14 protein-coding genes and 2 tRNA genes are annotated in these 18,503 nt (G+C 31.8%); 8 read left to right on the top strand and 8 right to left on the bottom strand.

Going from position 1 to position 18,503, the window contains the following annotated elements:
- Window positions 1-1,689 precede the first annotated feature (1,689 nt).
- From B4G36_RS13825 to B4G36_RS13815, 3 genes are all read left to right on the top strand, one after another.
- The gene (locus B4G36_RS13825) at window positions 1,690-2,826 is read left to right on the top strand and encodes a DegT/DnrJ/EryC1/StrS family aminotransferase (protein WP_291064369.1); all 1,137 of its coding nucleotides are present in this window, start codon (window positions 1,690-1,692) and stop codon (window positions 2,824-2,826) included.
- 148 nt (window positions 2,827-2,974) lie between these two features.
- Complete coding sequence (locus B4G36_RS13820) at window positions 2,975-3,994, top strand: phenylalanine--tRNA ligase subunit alpha (RefSeq protein ID WP_291064368.1); 1,020 nt, start codon at window positions 2,975-2,977, stop codon at window positions 3,992-3,994.
- Between the two features lie 83 nt (window positions 3,995-4,077).
- Window positions 4,078-5,583 carry an NAD(P)H-hydrate dehydratase gene (locus tag B4G36_RS13815; RefSeq protein ID WP_291064367.1) on the top strand — a complete coding sequence of 502 codons (1,506 nt, stop codon included), beginning with the start codon at window positions 4,078-4,080 and terminating at the stop codon, window positions 5,581-5,583.
- Between the two features lie 22 nt (window positions 5,584-5,605).
- Here B4G36_RS13815 and B4G36_RS13810 read toward each other — a convergent pair whose 3' ends face one another.
- Complete coding sequence (locus tag B4G36_RS13810) at window positions 5,606-6,115, bottom strand: MepB family protein (RefSeq protein ID WP_291064366.1); 510 nt, start codon at window positions 6,113-6,115, stop codon at window positions 5,606-5,608.
- The gene (locus tag B4G36_RS13805) at window positions 6,116-7,183 is read right to left on the bottom strand and encodes an ABC transporter substrate-binding protein (RefSeq protein WP_291064365.1); all 1,068 of its coding nucleotides are present in this window, start codon (window positions 7,181-7,183) and stop codon (window positions 6,116-6,118) included.
- A gap of 191 nt (window positions 7,184-7,374) precedes the next feature.
- Between B4G36_RS13805 and B4G36_RS13800 the strand changes: the two genes are divergently transcribed.
- Window positions 7,375-7,448 (top strand) — tRNA-Arg (locus B4G36_RS13800).
- Window positions 7,449-7,556: 108 nt separating this feature from the next.
- Here B4G36_RS13800 and der read toward each other — a convergent pair.
- The 4 genes from der to B4G36_RS13780 all read right to left on the bottom strand — a co-directional run bounded on the left by der (window position 7,557) and on the right by B4G36_RS13780 (window position 9,970).
- Window positions 7,557-8,864, bottom strand: a complete 1,308-nt coding sequence (gene der / locus B4G36_RS13795) for a ribosome biogenesis GTPase Der (protein ID WP_125349172.1) — start codon at window positions 8,862-8,864, stop codon at window positions 7,557-7,559.
- 103 nt (window positions 8,865-8,967) lie between these two features.
- Complete coding sequence (locus B4G36_RS13790) at window positions 8,968-9,396, bottom strand: adenylyltransferase/cytidyltransferase family protein (RefSeq protein WP_038336508.1); 429 nt, start codon at window positions 9,394-9,396, stop codon at window positions 8,968-8,970.
- A gap of 35 nt (window positions 9,397-9,431) precedes the next feature.
- Window positions 9,432-9,782 (bottom strand): phosphomannose isomerase type II C-terminal cupin domain, encoded by a 351-nt coding sequence (locus B4G36_RS13785; protein WP_038336510.1) that lies wholly within the window; start codon window positions 9,780-9,782, stop codon window positions 9,432-9,434.
- A gap of 112 nt (window positions 9,783-9,894) precedes the next feature.
- Window positions 9,895-9,970: transfer RNA gene (locus tag B4G36_RS13780), tRNA-Phe, on the bottom strand.
- Between the two features lie 131 nt (window positions 9,971-10,101).
- On the opposite strand from B4G36_RS13780, the gene cls reads away from it, so the two are divergent.
- On the top strand, window positions 10,102-11,598 hold the full coding sequence (cls, locus tag B4G36_RS13775) for a cardiolipin synthase (RefSeq protein WP_291064364.1): 1,497 nt from the start codon (window positions 10,102-10,104) through the stop codon (window positions 11,596-11,598).
- Between the two features lie 39 nt (window positions 11,599-11,637).
- Here cls and B4G36_RS13770 read toward each other — a convergent pair whose 3' ends face one another.
- Window positions 11,638-12,276, bottom strand: a complete 639-nt coding sequence (locus B4G36_RS13770) for an HdeD family acid-resistance protein (protein ID WP_291064363.1) — start codon at window positions 12,274-12,276, stop codon at window positions 11,638-11,640.
- A 175-nt stretch (window positions 12,277-12,451) separates the two neighbouring features.
- Between B4G36_RS13770 and B4G36_RS13765 the strand changes: the two genes are divergently transcribed.
- Window positions 12,452-13,777 carry a hydroxymethylglutaryl-CoA synthase family protein gene (locus B4G36_RS13765; RefSeq protein WP_291064362.1) on the top strand — a complete coding sequence of 442 codons (1,326 nt, stop codon included), beginning with the start codon at window positions 12,452-12,454 and terminating at the stop codon, window positions 13,775-13,777.
- A 35-nt stretch (window positions 13,778-13,812) separates the two neighbouring features.
- On the opposite strand, the gene B4G36_RS13760 is transcribed toward B4G36_RS13765, so the two are convergent.
- The gene (locus tag B4G36_RS13760) at window positions 13,813-15,237 is read right to left on the bottom strand and encodes an MATE family efflux transporter (RefSeq protein ID WP_286495838.1); all 1,425 of its coding nucleotides are present in this window, start codon (window positions 15,235-15,237) and stop codon (window positions 13,813-13,815) included.
- Between the two features lie 200 nt (window positions 15,238-15,437).
- Between B4G36_RS13760 and B4G36_RS13755 the strand changes: the two genes are divergently transcribed.
- Window positions 15,438-17,552: a prolyl oligopeptidase family serine peptidase gene (locus B4G36_RS13755; RefSeq protein ID WP_286495839.1), complete on the top strand. Its 2,115-nt coding sequence runs from the start codon at window positions 15,438-15,440 to the stop codon at window positions 17,550-17,552.
- A 79-nt stretch (window positions 17,553-17,631) separates the two neighbouring features.
- Window positions 17,632-18,474, top strand: coding sequence for a hypothetical protein (locus tag B4G36_RS13750; protein WP_221854091.1), 843 nt, complete (start codon window positions 17,632-17,634; stop codon window positions 18,472-18,474).
- Window positions 18,475-18,503 lie beyond the last annotated feature (29 nt).

Below are 18,503 nucleotides of genomic sequence, written 5' to 3'. Positions count from 1 at the left end.
AGATATGAGATATGAGATTTTAGAGTTGTATTATGTACAAAGTAGTATGTATTCAGATTAAGGATGAGGTTCTGAAACGAGTTTAATTAATATAAAGGATGAAGAAAATGGCATTAAAACTCTCACGTTAAGAAAATATTTTAGTGGAGCGTTAAAAAGATTTTAGCCCGTAGGGTTTGTAAAACGTTTAGTGGAGTGAAAACATTTTAGTAGAGAGGTTTACGGCCAAGTCTTTTTTCGTTAGTTTTTTTGACTATTCCCCGAAGGGCATATGAATACCTATAATTAAAATAGATATGCTATGAATAAAAAAGTGACAAAAGATTTCTCGATACCTCAAATTAACAACGAGTTGAGGTTCTGAACATAATTACGTGAATAAGAGGATAATTAGTAGTTCTTTATTTATTACTTTTTGCTTGATCAAAAAGTAATCAAAAGTTATTCATATGATTTATTATTATTTTTAAGGTATTCATGAATGCAAAGCATTACAAGACTGCGATTTTCGACGTTCAATTCTCATCTCACGCACTAAAAAGATTAAATGATTCGCATACGCTCACTAATCTTTTTTACGCTTGTTTCAATGGATTGAAACTCGTCTGCAAATCGTATGTCGCTTTGAAATTCATTGTTGAAAGTGGATTTGAATATTGAAAAAGGATAAAAACGTAAAACGTTAAGCGTAAAACTTATTACGTAAACATATCGCTCACTAATCTTTTTTACGCTTGTTTCAATGGATTGAAACTCGTCTGCAAATCGTATGTCGCTTTGGAATTTGTTATTGAAAGTGGATTTGAATATTGAAAAAGGATGAAAAACCGGCATTAAAACTCTCACGTTAAGAAAATGGTTGAATGTAACGTTAAAAAGGTTTTAGCCCGTAGGGTTTGTAAAATCTTTAGTGAAATGAGGGCATTTTTAGTAGAGAGGTTTACGGCCAAGAGTTTTTTGATTACTTTTTTACTCTTAAAAAAGTGATAGAAAGTACTTTATGTTCATTTTTTATTCATGAGTTATTATTGTTTTCAAATGAATTCATATACCCTTTGGGGAACCTTGATGAAAAAACATTTGAAATTAAAAATTTGAAATTAAAAATTTGAAATTAAAAGGAGAAGCTCCTGTGGAGCTTAGGTATAAATTGTTACAAGTTGATTAATGATTATATGTTCATTTTTACCTTGACGCAAAAACGAACCAAAAACGTCAAGACTGCGATTTTCGACGTTCAATTACCATCTCACGCACTAAAAAGATTAAATGATTCGCATACGCTCACTAATCTTTTTTACGCTTGTTTCAATGGATTGAAGCTCGTCTGCAAATCGTATGTCGCTTTGAAATTCATTGTTGAAAGTGGATTTGAATATTGAAAAAGGATAAAAACGTAAAACGTTAAGCGTAAAACTTATTACGTAAACATATCGCTCACTAATCTTTTTTACGCTTGTTTCAATGGATTGAAGCTCGTCTGCAAATCGTATGTCGCTTTGGAATTTGTTATTGAAAGTGGATTTGAATATTGAAAAAGGATGAAAATCCGGCATTAAAACTCTTACATTAAGAAAATGCTTGAGAGAGTATTAATAAGAATTTTTATTTTATGAAGTTTTATGATAAACTAATGAAGCAAAAATCATAGTTTTATGCTAAATTTGAACTATTAATACAACTAACCAAATGCTAACTAAAATCTGGCTTTCATCTCCACATCTTTCAGGAAATGAAATGAAATATATTCAAGATGCTTTTGATAAAAATTGGATTACATCTATTGGTGACAATATTGATGGATTTGAGTTTGATATTCAAAAAGTGTTGAATACATCAAATCCAATTGTTGCATTAAATAGTTGTACTTCTGTTTTACATTTAGCTCTTATATTGCTAGGAGTGAAGAATGGTGATGAGGTAATCTGTCAATCGATGACATTCTCAGCAACAGCAAATCCAATTGCTTATCAAGGTGCTACACCTGTTTTTGTAGATTCTGAAAAAGATACATGGAACCTTTGTCCAATTGCATTAGAGGAAGCGATTACAGATCGTATAGCAAAAGGAAAAAAACCAAAGGCGATATTAGCTGTTCATTTGTACGGAATGCCTTATAAGGTTGATGAAGTACATGCTATAGCTGAAAAATATAACATTCCTGTGATTGAAGATGCTGCAGAGGCATTGGGTTCTACGTTCAAAGGTAAAGCTTGTGGAACTTTTGGTCGTTTTGGAGCGTTATCGTTTAATGGGAATAAAATTATAACAACTTCTGGTGGTGGAGCTTTGGTTTCGCATACACAAGAAGATAAAGATAAAGCAGTCTTTTTAGCGACACAAGCGCGTGATAATGCACCTCATTATCAACATTCGCATATTGGGTACAATTACCGTATGAGTAATATTACAGCAGGTATCGGTCGTGGACAAATGGAAGTTTTAGCGGATAGAGTAGCAGCTCGTCGTGCTATGAACAAATTCTATCAAGATTTATTTGCGGATATTGATGGCGTAACGGTATTTACAGAACCAAGTTCTGATTATTTTTCTAACCATTGGTTGTCAGCGATTTTAATAGATCCAAAAGTAGCAGGGAAAACACGCGAAGAGTTGCGTTTAGCTTTCTTGGAAGATGATATCGAATCTCGTCCATTATGGAAACCTATGCACATGCAACCTATATTTTCAAATGCACCTTATTATGGAGGAAAAGTAGCAGAAGAATTATTCGAAAATGGATTATGTTTACCTTCTGGTTCTAATTTAACAGATGCAGAACGCGAACGAATTACAGCTAAAGTAAAAGAAGTATTTGGGAAATAATTTTCAAAAATAAGATATCAATCAAATCCTCCTAAGTTTCTTAGGAGGATTTTTATTTATAAGAATTAGACGTTTTTAATAAAAGTACTCGAATAATTTGTTATAAGTTGATTATCGGTTAAATTTGTAATCAAATTGATCAGAAATTATGATTGACCAAATCAAACAATATATTGAAGAAGTAAAAAACTTCCATTCAACAAATGCTGCTGAAATTGAAGAATTCAGAATTAAATTTTTAGGAAAAAAAGGAATTTTAACAGACTTGTTTACACAGTTCAAATCTGTTCCGAATGAACAAAAAAAGGAATTTGGTCAAGTTGTGAATGAGTTAAAAACATTGGCAACTGAAAAATCAACTGTTCTTAAAAATGAAATCTCAAACGAAGGAAAAACTGATTCTTCTTTAGATTTAACGCGTCCTGGAGAGCCGTTTCCATTAGGATCTCGTCATCCAATTAACATTACAAAAAATCGTATTATCGAGATTTTTAATCGCATTGGATTTAGCGTTTCTGAAGGTCCAGAAATCGAAGATGATTGGCACAATTTTACAGCGTTAAATTTGCCTGCACATCACCCTGCGAGAGACATGCAAGATACATTTTTCATCGAAACTGATCCAGATATTGTGTTGCGTACGCATACATCGTCTACGCAGATTCGTCATATGGAGAAAAATCAACCGCCCATGCGTTTCTTAGCGCCAGGTCGTGTTTACCGTAATGAGGCTATTTCGTCTCGTTCGCATATGATGTTCCACCAAATCGAAGGTTTGTACATTGACGAAGGTGTTTCGTTTGCAGATTTGAAACAAACGTTAAGTTATTTTACAACGGAGTTATTTGGTAAATCTGAAATTCGTTTACGTCCTTCATATTTCCCATTTACAGAGCCTTCTGCTGAGGTTGACGTGTATTGGGGATTAGAAACTGAAACTGATTATCGTATGACAAAAGGCACAGGTTGGTTAGAAATTATGGGATGTGGAATGGTAGATCCTAACGTTTTGCGCAATGTAGATATCGATCCTGAAAAATATTCGGGTTATGCATTCGGTATGGGAATAGAGCGTATTGCGTTGTTGTTGTATCAAATTGGGGATATCCGTTTGTACACAGAAAATGATAAACGTTTCTTAGAGCAATTCCGATCAGAATTATTTTAAGATGAATAGAATATAAATAAAAAAAGGAACTCAATTTGAGTTCCTTTTTTTATTTACTACCTTTATGTAAACAAATGTTATTCATGAAAATACTCAATTCAAAACAGATAAAAGAATGGGATCAATTAACGATCAAACATCAAAATATATCCTCTTGGGATTTGATGGAGCGAGCTGTATTGAAATTGACTGAAAATATAGTGAATGATATTCCATCTAAAGAATTACCAATTATTATTTTTTGCGGAAAAGGAAATAATGGAGGAGATGGATTAGGAGTTGCAAGAGAATTGAAAAAATTAGGCTATAAAACATTGATTTATATATTGAAATCAGAGAATTATAGCGAAGATAATTTAAAGAATCAACAACTTTTGAGTTCTAATGATTTACATTTTTTTAATTTGAATGAAGAGTTACAACTTCCTGAAAATTCAGTTATTATCGATGCTATTTTCGGAATTGGAATTAATCAACCTTTGCATGATGATTGGAATTCAGTCTTCAATCAAATAGCAGAGTCAAATCCGACGCAAATTATCTCGATAGATTTGCCTTCTGGTTTTATTGCTGATTCTCGTATGCAAAAATATTTTCCGTGTTGTAAATCAAATAAAACATATACTTTTCAGGTTCCTAAATTAGGTTTATTATTTCCTGAAAATCAGATTTACACCGTTGAATTTATTTTGTTAGATATTGGATTAGAACAAAATGTGAGTAATGAATTTGAGACAAATTATTATTTTATACAGAAAAATGATGTTCAGAAATTTCTAAAGAAACCAAGTCAATTTTCGCACAAAGGTACATTTGGTCATACGTTGATAATTGGTGGAAGTTTAGGAAAAATAGGTTCAATTATTTTAAGTGCAAAAGCAGCCTTGAAGACGGGTAGTGGTTTGGTAACGACTTATACTCCTCAATGTGGATTAAATATTTTGCAAACAAATTTGATAGAATCAATGAGTTTGACTGATGATTCAGAAAAACAAATTGAACATTTTCCTGAGATAAAAGTTTATCAAGGAGTTGCTGTTGGAATGGGAATGGGACAACACCCAACTACAGAAGCAAATTTTATCAATTGGATTAAGCATCAACAACAGCCTTTGGTGATTGATGCTGATGCATTAAATTGTTTAGCTAATCAGAAAGATTGTTTTACGTTGATTCCACAAGATTCAGTTTTAACACCGCATCCAAAAGAGTTACAACGTTTAATTGGAGAATGGGAAAATGATTTTGAGAAATTAGAAAAAGTTAAAAAACTTGCTGTTTTTCATCAATTGACATTTATTATAAAAGGTTTTTATACTGCAGTTATTACATCCGAAGGTAAAATTTATTTCAATTCGACAGGAAATTGGGGAATGGCAACTGCTGGATCTGGAGATACGTTGAGTGGAATTATTGCGTCGCTAATTGGACAAGGTTATCATTCATCAGAAGCTTCAATTTTAGGTGTATATTTACATGGATTGGCGGGAGATTTGGCTGTAAATAATATTCATCCACATAGTTTAATTGCGTCAAATATTAGTGATTTTATCAGTGAAGCTTATTTTTATTTGGATTCGAATTTTTGAAAAAATAACAAAAAAACGGAACTCAATTTGAATTCCGTTTTTTGTTGAATATCTTTTCTAACTTGGTTTTGTCAATCTGTTGATTGTTGACTTCTACGAAATAATCTTGTTGCCAATTTTGAGTTTTCTCCGCTTGTTTATTTTCAGGTTTTACCCAATTCGGATAAACTCTAAAACCTCTTTTTCCTTCTTTTTTAATTGAGCTCAAAATATGTTTTTCAATTAAAATTGATTTCGGAAAAATATAAAAACCTAGTTTAGAATCATCTTCTGCCGCAATAATGTAATAATCAAAACCATCATTTTCGTGGAAAGGTTCGGTTTGTTTAGCTGTATTTCGTTTCCATAATGTTACAAATTGACCAACTTTTTTAGGCGTAATTTTCGCTTTTCTAAATTTTATAGAAAACTCATTAACATTGAAATTATAACCTATATATTCGTCACATTCTGCATCTTTTTCAAGAGTTGAAATGGATAAATTCATTGATTTTAGAACAAAATCTTCGAATTTTTGAATAATTTCAATCATTTATTTCAATTGTTGATAAAAGTACAACTCATACGTTGGAAATAAATTTGGATAGAAAATTTTTCCTAAATCATTCAAAATAATATCTGGACGAAGGATTCCTTGTTCAAAATAATCATTTGATCCTTTTGCATTCATTCGTTTGTTGTATGCGTATACATTTCCTTTCTTAAACGCATCAAACCACGCATAATTTGGATAAGAAGCTTTCATTTCTGCCAACGTATTTACGTTTGTTACATTAATCCAATAATTTGCAGATTTTCCAGCTGTATAAACTTCTTCAAATGTTAAGCTCAAACTATTTTCACCTGTTTTATTCTTGAAAATATAATTTCCTTTCGCATCGTCTATTAATTTTGCTTGCAACAAATCATTTGTCGGAACGTACCAAATATCACCATACATTGTATTTAAAATTGTTGAAACGTTACCTTGTGCTTTGGTTTGAATGATATTTTTGATTGAATCGTAATTATTTTTAACCGTTTCTACGCGTTTTTCAGCTTCTGTATCTTTTCCGAATAATTTTCCGAAAACCTTCAAATATTCAACTTGTCCCAACGGGTTTTGCTCTTTGTATTCATCTAAATACAATACTTTTATCCCATTTTGTTCCAATTGTTGATGAAATTTTGCTAAAACAGGATTAGAACTTGCAATAATTAATTGAGGTTTATTTTTTAAGATAATTTCTGTGAATAATTCGTTCGAATTTCCAACTTTTAAGATTGATTTATTTGCAATTCCTTCGGCTATTTTAGGATTGTAAATAAAATCTGCATCGCAAACTCCTTTGATTAAATCAAGACTTCCTAATTGATCTAAAAACGTCACAGCAGACGAAGTTTCTACCATCACAGTTTTGATTGGCAAGTCTTTTTTATCAAATGAAATCGTATTTCCAGAAGATTTTATCGTGATTGTTTCGTTGTTTTCTTCGATAGAAATATTTTTCGCAAACTGAAAAGTTGTATTTTCTTGTTCGGTTTTAATAGCTTCTTTCGACTGTTTACAACTACTAATGGCAAGAAGAATGAATGAACTTAGAATTAATTTTTTAATCATTTTGGATTGAATTTAGAGGAAGCAAGTTAAGAATTCTGTCAAAATCATAAAAAAATATTTTTGTAAGCAATTGATATGTTGTAAATTAAATTATTGTTAAAAATTTTTCTCGAAAAGCTTAGGTTTTTACGATAAAAGTGCTGTATATTTGCATTCGAAAATAAGGGAAAATACTTTCAATTATTTCAAACGGCCGAGTGGCGCAACTGAATAGCGCACTTGATTACGGCTCAAGAGGTTACAGGTTTGAATCCTGTCTCGGTCACAAAAATGCTCAGCGTCAATCGTTGAGCTTTTTTTATGAATGTTAAATTCTATTGTTATCAATAAAAAAGTCCATCTACAAATTGTAAATGGACTTTTTGGATTTTTATTATTTCTTTCTGAAGTAAACTTCAATTGGAACTCCTTCAAAATTAAATTCCTTTCTCAATTGATTTTCGATAAATCGTTTGTAAGGATCTCTAATATATTGCGGCAAATTACAGAAAAACGCGAATTGAGGCGTTTTTGTAGGTAACTGCGTTACATATTTGATTTTGATGTATTTTCCTTTTACTGCAGGTGGAGGTGTAATCTCGATAATCGGTAACAAGGTTTCGTTTAATTTACTTGTTTTGATACGACGACTACGGTTCTCGTAAACTTCGATAAATGTATCAACAGCTTTCAAGACACGTTGTTTTGTAAGAGCCGAGATAAACAACACAGGAACGTCTGTAAAAGGCGCAATACGTTTTAGAATAGCATCTTTGTATTCTTTCATTGTATTGGTTTCTTTTTCCAATAAATCCCATTTGTTGATTAAGATGACCACACCTTTTCGGTTACGTTCTGCTAAATAAAGAATATTCAAATCTTGTGCTTCAATACCACGTTCTGCATCAATTACTAAGACACAAACGTCGCATTCTTCGATTGCACGAACCGAACGCATGACAGAATAGAATTCTAAATCTTCGCTTACTTTTCCTTTTTTACGCATTCCGGCAGTGTCTACCAAAACAAATTCGTGTCCAAATTTATTGTACAACGTTTCGATAGAATCACGTGTTGTTCCTGCGATATCCGTTACAATATTACGTTCTTCACCTAATAATGCATTGATTAATGTAGATTTTCCAGCATTTGGACGACCTACGATTGTAATTTTAGGTAAACCTTCGAATGGATCAATGTGTTGTTCTTCTTTAAAACAATCTACCACATCATCTAATAATTCACCTGTTCCACTTCCGCTCATTGCAGCGATAGTGTACATTTTTTCGAATCCTAAGTTATAAAACTCATAAGAATCTTCTAAATTTTTGTTGGTATCGACCTTATTCACAACTAAGAATGTAGGCTTCTTAGTGCGTCTTAAAAGGTTGCCAACTTCCTTATCCATATCCGTTAAACCAACTTGATTGTCTACCATGAACAAAATTACATTTGCTTCATCAATAGCCAATTCAACTTGCTTGCGGATCTCTTCTTCAAAGGTATCATCTGAACCAACGACATACCCTCCGGTATCGATTACGGTAAACTCTTTTCCATTCCAATCAGATTTTCCATAGTGACGGTCACGTGTAACACCAGAAGTGTCATCAACGATAGCTTGTCTTTTTTGGATCATTCTGTTGAAGAACGTAGATTTACCAACGTTTGGTCTTCCTACAATTGCAACTATATTTGACATTTTGCAAAGGTATAATTTTTAGAATTATTTTTTACATTAATTTTTTGATTGAGAAAGTATTGTAAATAAAAAAGGTTAGATAAACTCTAACCTTACTCCATTTTTATTTTACAACTTTAAGAAGTTCTTTTTCAGCAACCACTTTTCTAAGTCCGGAACTTGAGAAACGGTGGTCTCTTGAATTGTAATACAATTCGATTCCTTTTTCTTCACAATATTTACGTCCTGTAAAGTTTTTGTCTTGGTATTCAATCCCTAAAATACGCACATCGATTTTGAAAGATCTCAAAACATCTTCTAAATCCTGTTCTGTTGCATAAGGCACAATTTCGTCAACAAATTTGCAACCTTTTAACTGAATGTAGCGTTCTACAACAGTTTGTGTTGGTTTGTTTTTTTCTGGTCGATCTAATGTTGGATCTGTTTGTAAACCTACAATCAAATAATCGCAATGTTGTTTTGCGTCTTCTAGCATTTTGATATGTCCCGCATGAAGCAAATCAAAAGCACTAAATGTAATTCCGATTTTCATAGTCAATTAGTATAGTCTTTTATAGTTAGTTTTTATTAATCTTCAGATGATCGGTTGTAATCATCTTCAATGCGAATGATGTCTTCTTCCCCAAAATACGTACCATGTTGAACTTCGATAAAAATTAGAGTCTCATTACCTATGTTCTGAATACGATGTTTTGCTTTTAATGGAATAATAACGACTTCACCTGCTTTGTATTCATATTCTTTATCATCAAGTGTTACCATTGCAGTACCCTGAACAATTGTCCAAACTTCTGCACGATGATTGTGGTATTGGTAAGACAAACGCCCGCCAACATTCACTTCTATTCTTTTTAATTTATATATATCGGTGTCCTCTAATACGTAGTACGAACCCCAAGGTCTATTTCCTATTTCCATGTTTTATGCAATTTACGGAATATTTAGATACAACTCTAAAATACTCGATGAATAAATTGTTATGTTCATTCAAAAAAAAAACCTCAAACACATGCTTGAGGTTTTATAAATGTGGTGGTGCCTCCAGGAATCGAACCAGGGACACAAGGATTTTCAGTCCTTTGCTCTACCAACTGAGCTAAGGCACCGTCATTTTGGATTGCAAATATAAGAAGGTTTGTTTTATATTTCCAAAATTATTTTTAAATATTTTCTATTAATTTTTTAAGGAATTGATTTTTATTCATTTATTTTTATAAAAATTACGAATTGGTAACAAATGGAATGGTCAATCACACTTTTGCACATCTGGAATTTTATCAAAGAATGGTATTGGGTTCCGCTTACCGTCCTTTATATAATGGTGATTGTTACTATTTTGATCGAAAATCGAAACCCTACTAAAACAATTGCATGGATACTGGTGATTGTTTTTCTACCGTTTATTGGAATAATCTTATATTTTTTCTTTGGACAGAAATTTAAAAAAGATGAATTTTTTAAACGTATAGATAAGAATCATCAAAAAATCATCAATGAAAAATGGGCTGAAATGGATCAATTTGTTCACGATGATTTAGATAAAGTAAATGCAAGAATTGGTTCGTTGTCACAGGTTTATCGTTATTTAAATAATGCAAGAGTTGCTTATCCTGCAACAAATAATAAAGTAAAGTTGTTGACAAATGGAGAAGAAAAATTTCCTCTTTTTTTGGAAGCTTTACGTGAAGCTAAAAATCATATTCATCTCGAATATTACATTTTTGATGAAGATCATATTGGAAATGAAATCATTGATATTCTGATTGAAAAAGCTAAAAATGGTGTAGAAGTTCGTGTAACTGCGGATGATTTTGGTTCATCAAAACTGAATAAACATCACTCAAGATTTGATGGAACAGGTGTGGAGTTTCAAACATTTTTACCTGTTCGATTTTCTTCTTTAGCGAATTCTAATTACCGTAATCACCGTAAAATTTTGATTGTTGATGGTAAAAAAGCATTTTTAGGAGGAATTAACATTAGTGATAAATACATCAATCAAAATGGTGTAATAAGTCCAAATAATAAGATTTATTGGCGTGATACTTCTGTGATGATTGAAGGAGAGGCGATTAATAGCTTGCAATTGCATTTTTACTTAAATTGGATGATGACAGAAGGCAAAAAGTATAATATTTCTGATTCAAATTATTTTTACAATTCTCAAAGTAAGATTTTTGAAGATGCTGCAACTGTTAGTTTCGGACTTTCTTCACCTGGTAGTGATGTACATTCGGCAATGGAAGCGATGATTTTGGCAATTACTTTAGCGAAAAAGAAAGTGCAATTGTGTACACCATATTTTATACCAAGTGACGAATTTAAAACGGCTATGATGATTGCAGTTTCGAGCGGAGTTGAAGTGGAATTGATGATCCCTAAAAAAGGCGATTCTATTGTGGTGCAACAAGCGTCATTATCATTCCTAAAACCTTTGATGAAGCGGGGTGTAAAAGTTTATTTATACGAAAAAGGATTTCTTCATGCCAAAACAATAACGGTTGATGATAAATTGGCTTTTATTGGAACAGTGAATTTAGATTATCGTAGTTTTATGATTAATTTCGAGATTACTTCGGTGATTGAAAATGCAACGTTATTACAACAAATGAGTGCTCAATTTGATATAGATAAAGAGGATTCAGAATTATTAACTCTTGAAAAGTGGGAAAATAGACCTTGGTATAACCGTGCGTTTGCATCGATTTGTAGATTATTAGCACCGGTATTATAAAACAAAAACCTCCACTTCAATTAAAGTAGAGGTTTTTTTTTATTGATTTTTAAAATCTTCGATTTCTTTTCTGATTTCTTCATATCGCTTTCGTAAATCATCCGAAACATTATTCGGGATATCTTTAATTTTCTTCAATTGTAATGAAATAAAAATCGCAAATAATCCGGTAGAAATAACCGCTAATCCTAGCCATGCAACAGCTGTTAAACCTGCTAATTGCGGAGATGATAATAAAATTAAGGAAATAATTAATCCAACAATTGCCAAAAATAACGAAACACCCCAATCTCTTACACCATAATTTTTCAGGTCGAAAGCATAACTAATTCCAGAAATTGAGCGGAATAACACTAAGAACCCAACATAATAAGCAAAAACTTCTAAGCTTAAAATAGGATTAACAACTAGCATAAATCCAACAATTGTGGTGATAATTCCATACGTTAATGTCCAGCCCCAACTGTCAATTTCATCTTTATTTGCGATCGAAAAAACAATTTCCGAAATTCCAGAGAATAAAAAAGATACAGCAAAAAATACTGAAAGTGCAACATACGATGCTGTTGGAAATGCAAAACAATAAATTCCTAATCCAACAAATAGTAATCCTATGATTAATAAAATCCACCAATATTTGATAGAGTTTTTAATTGATTTGTAAAAAGTACGTGCCATTTTGAAAATTGATATTTTAAATTATGCTCTTAAATTTAAGAAATATTATAATTAAAAGCATTCTTTTTTGAGTAATTTATAATGAAATTAGATTTCTTAAAATTCAGGATTTATTTCATGCCAGAATAAAATTAAAATACCCTTAACTTTGAAGTTCGCTTAAAAATCAACGAAAATGAAGTATGGAATAGAGGCGGCTTCTATCTACGTTCCGCATATATATTTACCAATAAAAGATTTAGCAATTCAACGCAATATTGATCCTGATAAACTTGAAATTGGTTTGGGTTTAAAGAAAATGTCAGTTTTAGACGTTCACGAAGATACTGCAACCATTGCAGCGAATGCTTTGTTGAAATTGATGACTGATTTTAATATTAATCCAAACGAAATCGGACGAATTTATTTAGGAACAGAAAGCGCTTTAGATGGCGCAAAACCAACGGCAACTTACGCGGTTCAGTTAGTGGAATCTGTTTTGGCAAATCAATTTGGAGAACGACCTTTTAAACACACAGATGTTGTGGATATGACGTTTGCGTGTGTGGGTGGAGTAGATGCGATGCACAATTCTATTGATTATGTTCGTGTAAATCCAGCTAAAAAAGCAATTGTAATTGCAGCCGATTATGCAAAATATGGTTTAGAATCGACGGGAGAATATACACAAGGTGCAGGTGCAGTAGCGATATTAATTTCGAATCAACCAGATTTGATTGCGTTTGATAACAATTGGGGAATTGGCATGGAATCTGTTTTTGATTTCTTTAAACCACATCAATCAACTTCTGATGAAGCGATTTTGAATGCTTTAGGAACAACAAAATCTGAAATCGAAATTTTTTCTGATGAACCAGTTTTTGAAGGGCAATATTCTAACGAATGTTATAAAAAAAGAGTTAGAGAAGCTTATTTCAACTTTAAAGATGAGGCTAAAATAGAAGGTAAATTGTACGAAAATTGGCGATATATTGCTTTTCACTTGCCTTATGCATTTCAAGGAAAAAGAATGTTTTCGGATGTTTTTGCATTAGAAAATGATCAAGATAATTCGAATGATAACTTGAAAGTTGTTTCAAAATCGGATGAATATAAAGCCTTAATCAAAGAAAAAGTAGAACCAACTCAACGTGCTTCTTCTGAGATCGGAAATATGTACACAGCTTCAGTTTTTACAGCATTTTTATCGGCTCTACAAGTAAGCGCAGATAGCAATGAAGAATTAAATGGAAAAACAGTTGGTTTTATTGCGTATGGTTCTGGATCTAAATCGAAAGTTTTTCAAGGACAAATTGGTGAAGGTTGGAAGAATGTGATGAATAAAATGGATTTGTTCACTTATTTAAATAAAAGAGAAGCAATTTCTTTTGAACAATACCAAGATCTACACAATAAAAATCTGAAAACATCTATTAATGATTCGAAAGGTTTTGCTTTAGATCGCATTGAAACTGAAATTCCAGATTTGAAAGGTGCAAGATATTATACTTACAAAGGATAAAAACATAAAAAAATCGCTCATTTGAGCGATTTTTTTTATACTATTTTCTGCTTCCATTTCCCTCGTTTAAAGAGAATAAATGCTAAAATTGCAATAAACGTTTCCGAAACAGGAATTGCTATAAAAACGCCTTCTTCCTTCAAATTGAAATGATACGTTAACATATACGCTAATGGAATTTGGAATAACCAAAATCCAACAAAATTGATAATCGTTGGCGTCATTGTATCGCCCGCGCCGTTAAAAGCATTCATCATTACCATTCCAATTCCGTATAATAAAAAACCAGTTGCCAAAATGTACATTCCTTCTTTTGCAACAATTTTGATATGTTCTTCTGTTGTAAAAATTGAAACTAAATAATTACTTAATCCATAGAATATAACACTTACAATCAACATGTAGATGATATTAAATTTCATGGTCATAAGGACTGATTTTTCTGCTTTTTCGGGATCTTTATTTCCTAAGTTTTGACCAACTAAAGTTGCCGCAGCATTACTCAATCCCCAAGCAGGTAACATAAAAAACATCATCAGTCGTAAAGCTGTTTGATAACCAGAAGACGCAATTTCTCCACCAGATTGAGCAACAATTCGCGCAAGAATAATCCAACTACAACTTGCAATAATATATTGTACAATAGCAGGAACTGCAATTTTTACAATATTGATAATTAGTTTAGATTTTGGAACGAAATAACTCCATTTGATTTGAATTAATGAATCTTTTTTCGTTAAACCATACAATTGATAAACCACACCACCACTTCTACCAATTGCAGTAGCTAAGGCTGCTCCTTCTAATCCCATTTCAGGAAAAAAGAACCATCCGCGAACAAGAATTGGACACAGAATAATATTTATTCCGTTAGCTAACCACAAACTTTTCATCGCAATTGCTGCATTTCCAGCACCGCGAAAAATTCCGTTAATCAAGAATAATAACACAATTGATAAACAACTTGCCATCATTATTTTAGTAAAATTCTTCCCGTATTCTGCGGCTTGTTCAGATGATCCCATCCAAATCAATAAATCTTTGGCGAATATAAATCCGAAAATACTCAACAGAATTGTAATGATTATCGATAATAAAATTGCTTGCGAAGCACTTTCCGAAGCTTTTTCGGGTTTCTTTTCTCCAATTCTTCGTGCAATAATGGCAGTTGCAGCCATACTTATTCCTATTGAAATCGAATAAACAATTGTTAATAAAGATTCTGTAAGACCAACGGTTTGTATGGCGAAAGCGCTTTCTTTTAAATGTCCTACAAAATATAAATCGACCAATGCAAAGACAGATTCCATCACCATTTCGAACATCATCGGAATTGCTAATAGAAAGACTGATTTTTTGATTGGTAACGCGGTTAAATCTAAGTTTTCGCTTGAAAAAGATTGTTTAATTAACGAAAAAATAGACCCAATTTTGGCTGTTAAAGACTTTTCTACAGTCATTTTTTTGGTTTTAAAAAAATTAAAAATACTTGATAAATTTTTAAATCAAAATGAATTTAACGTTAAGTTGCCGCGAAGTTGTAAGTATTCATTTCAATTAAAATCTGAGAGGATTTTGCCCAAAAATAAATCATTTTTTTCAATACCAATTTATCTTTTTGATTTTATTATCTTTACCAAAACAGCTATACTAAGAAGAAATGAAAAAAACTGCTTTTATTTTATTTAATGTTGCCCTTATGGTAGGAGTGAATGCACAGAGTTATAAGAAAAAGTATCCAGATTCAAAAAAAATTGATCATGTTGATACGTATTTTGGAGAGAATGTACAAGATCCATATCGTTGGTTGGAAGATGATTTGTCTGAAGATACTAAGAAATGGGTAATTGAACAAAATAAAGCAACTTATGCTTATTTGAATGAAATTCCATTACGTACACAATTGAAAAAATCGTTGACGGATATCTGGAATTACGAGAAAATTTCGACTCCTTTTAAAGAAGGAGATTATACGTATTACTACAAAAATGATGGTTTACAACAACACTCAGTTTTGTACCGTAAATTAGGTGAAAATGGAACAGAAGAAGTTTTTTTAGATCCGAATAAATTCTCGAAAGATGGTTCTGTTTCGTTGGCTGATGTTAGCTTTTCTAAAGATGGAAGCTTAGTTGCCTATTCAATTTCAGAAGGTGGATCAGATTGGAGAAAAGTAATTGTTCTTAACGCAAAAGATAAAACACAAGTTGGAGAAACATTGATTGATGTTAAATTCTCTGGAACAGCTTGGAAAGGAAACGACGGTTTCTACTATTCGTCTTATGATAAACCAAAAGGATCTGAATTATCTGAGAAAACAGATCAACACAAATTATATTACCACAAATTAGGAACAGCTCAGAAAAAAGATCAATTGATTTTTGGAGGAGCAGAAACACCTCGCCGCTATGTTGGTGCTTATTTGACGGATGATGAGCGTTTCTTAATTATTACAGCTGCAAATACAACAACTGGAAATGAGTTGTATTATCAAGATTTGTCTCAAGCAAATAGCCCAATCAAAACAATTGTGAATAATTTTGATACAAATACTTCTGTGATTGATAACGATGGAGAGACTTTCTACATTTTTACAAATAACAAAGCACCAAACAATAAAGTAGTTAAAGCAACTATTTCTGATTTGAGCGAAGCTGCTTGGAAAATAGTTATTCCAGAAACTGAAAATGTATTATCTGTTTCTACAGGAGGAGGTTATTTATTTGCTAAATACTTAAAAGATGCAATTTCGGTTGTGGAGCAATACAAATATGATGGATCAAAAGTCCGTCAAATTACATTGCCAGGCGTTGGTTCTGCATCAGGATTTGGAGGAAAAAAATCAGAGAAAGAAATCTATTTCGGATTTTCAAATTATATCACACCATCTACAAGCTACAAATACAATGTAGAAACGGGATCTTCGGATGTTTACATTAAACCAAATGTAAAATTTAATTCAGATGATTACATTTCTGAACAAGTTTTTTATACGTCAAAAGATGGAACAAAAGTTCCGATGATTATTACGTATAAAAAAGGATTGAAGAAAAATGGTAAAAATCCTACAATCGTTTATGGATACGGAGGATTCAATATTAGTTTAACGCCAGGATTTAGTCCAGCAACTGCTGCTTGGATTGAAAATGGTGGAGTTTACGCTGTTCCAAACTTACGTGGAGGTGGAGAATATGGTAAAAAATGGCACGATGGAGGGCGTCAATTCAATAAATTGAATGTTTTTAATGATTTCATTGCTGCTGCAGAATATTTACAGAAAAACAATTACACTTCACCAGATTTTACTGCATTATCAGGAGGATCTAACGGAGGTTTATTAGTTGGCGCAACAGAAACAATTAATCCAAAAATAGCAAAAGTAGCATTGCCTGCGGTTGGGGTTTTAGATATGTTACGTTATCATACATTTACTGCTGGTGCAGGTTGGGGCTATGATTATGGAACAGCTGATGATAGTAAAGAAATGTTCGAGTACCTGAAAGGTTATTCACCAGTTCACAATGTAAAAGAAGGAACATGTTATCCTGCTACATTAGTCACAACAGGAGATCATGATGATCGTGTAGTTCCTGCGCATTCGTACAAGTTTGCGGCTAATTTACAAGCGAAACAAGCGTGTGATAATCCAGTTTTAATCAGAATTGAAACGAAAGCTGGTCATGGAGCTGGTCGTTCGACAGAAGTTGTGATCAACGAAACTGCTGATAAATATGCCTTCACTTTGTGGAACATGGGAATCAAAAAATTGAAGTAATAAAATCAATTATAATAACTCAAAAATCCATTTGATTATTCAGGTGGATTTTTAATATATTTATGAAAAATATTATTGAATGAAAAAACTATTTACATTATTTATTTTATGTTCCGCTTTCTCTTTTGGACAATATATAAAAGAAGCAACTTTTAGCTTAAAAGATGGAACGTCTTTAGAAGTTCGAGATGTAATTTATTCAGGAAAAATGTATCAGTTCACAGAACAAGATAACCCTTATACATTACAGAATCTTCCTATAAAACATGTAATAGATATAAAATTTGATTCTATAAATTATTCAGAGAAAGTTCCTGAAATTAAAGAAGTTTTTTTTGAAAATGATTTACCAGAAGGTATTTATCAAACGATTGAAGATTTTTATAAAAAACAACCAACATCTACAGAAACAATCATTGGAAGAGAAGAAGGTCAAAATTTATATGAAAGACCAAAAGATTTGATGACATTCAAGTTTAAATCTAATGATAAAATTTTAAAAGATCCTTTTGCTATAGTTTATAGAGATGAATTATATTTTGGAGTTAAAGGAATAGATAAAAATGAATCGAAAGAAGCAAAAACAAGTTTTGTATTAATGCATCCAATAAATAGATATGTACGCGTTAAATATAAAAATGATAATTATTATTATACAGATATGCCCTTGAAAAGTTCAGGTTCATTTATAGCTGGAGCAGCTGTTGGAGGAGCAATAGGTGGTGCTATAATGGCTTCTGTAGGAGCTAAAGATAATTTTCGTCCAGTTATTTTAATTAATAATGATCAAAAGTTTTATTTAATTAAAAATTGTAAACGATTTAATGAATATTTTAAATCACGATTAAACTTAACATTTGATTGTGAAAACAAAAATGAATATAACATAGAGAATGTTCGAAAAAAAATGATTAATAATTAATATTCAAAATCCATCTGATTATTCAGGTG

Origin of the sequence: Empedobacter sp. UBA3239, from assembly GCF_002362875.1 — a bacterium.
In the GTDB taxonomy this organism is placed as follows: Bacteria; Bacteroidota; Bacteroidia; order Flavobacteriales; family Weeksellaceae; genus Empedobacter; species Empedobacter falsenii_B.
The sequence above is the reverse complement of the archived record's forward strand: the minus strand, read 5'-3'. Positions and strand labels throughout refer to the sequence as shown.

Excerpts from the sequence above, each read along its gene's own strand:
- B4G36_RS13770 (WP_291064363.1), bottom strand. The coding sequence starts at position 12,276 with ATGGCACGTACTTTTTACAAATCAATTAAAAACTCTATCAAATATTGG.
- B4G36_RS13810 (WP_291064366.1), bottom strand. The coding sequence starts at position 6,115 with ATGATTGAAATTATTCAAAAATTCGAAGATTTTGTTCTAAAATCAATG.
- B4G36_RS13805 (WP_291064365.1), bottom strand. The coding sequence starts at position 7,183 with ATGATTAAAAAATTAATTCTAAGTTCATTCATTCTTCTTGCCATTAGT.
- B4G36_RS13750 (WP_221854091.1), top strand. The coding sequence starts at position 17,632 with ATGAAAAAACTATTTACATTATTTATTTTATGTTCCGCTTTCTCTTTT.
- cls (WP_291064364.1), top strand. The coding sequence starts at position 10,102 with ATGGAATGGTCAATCACACTTTTGCACATCTGGAATTTTATCAAAGAA.
- B4G36_RS13760 (WP_286495838.1), bottom strand. The coding sequence starts at position 15,237 with ATGACTGTAGAAAAGTCTTTAACAGCCAAAATTGGGTCTATTTTTTCG.
- B4G36_RS13815 (WP_291064367.1), top strand. The coding sequence starts at position 4,078 with ATGAAAATACTCAATTCAAAACAGATAAAAGAATGGGATCAATTAACG.
- B4G36_RS13820 (WP_291064368.1), top strand. The coding sequence starts at position 2,975 with ATGATTGACCAAATCAAACAATATATTGAAGAAGTAAAAAACTTCCAT.
- B4G36_RS13785 (WP_038336510.1), bottom strand. The coding sequence starts at position 9,782 with ATGGAAATAGGAAATAGACCTTGGGGTTCGTACTACGTATTAGAGGAC.
- B4G36_RS13825 (WP_291064369.1), top strand. The coding sequence starts at position 1,690 with ATGCTAACTAAAATCTGGCTTTCATCTCCACATCTTTCAGGAAATGAA.
- B4G36_RS13765 (WP_291064362.1), top strand. The coding sequence starts at position 12,452 with ATGAAGTATGGAATAGAGGCGGCTTCTATCTACGTTCCGCATATATAT.
- B4G36_RS13755 (WP_286495839.1), top strand. The coding sequence starts at position 15,438 with ATGAAAAAAACTGCTTTTATTTTATTTAATGTTGCCCTTATGGTAGGA.
- B4G36_RS13790 (WP_038336508.1), bottom strand. The coding sequence starts at position 9,396 with ATGAAAATCGGAATTACATTTAGTGCTTTTGATTTGCTTCATGCGGGA.
- der (WP_125349172.1), bottom strand. The coding sequence starts at position 8,864 with ATGTCAAATATAGTTGCAATTGTAGGAAGACCAAACGTTGGTAAATCT.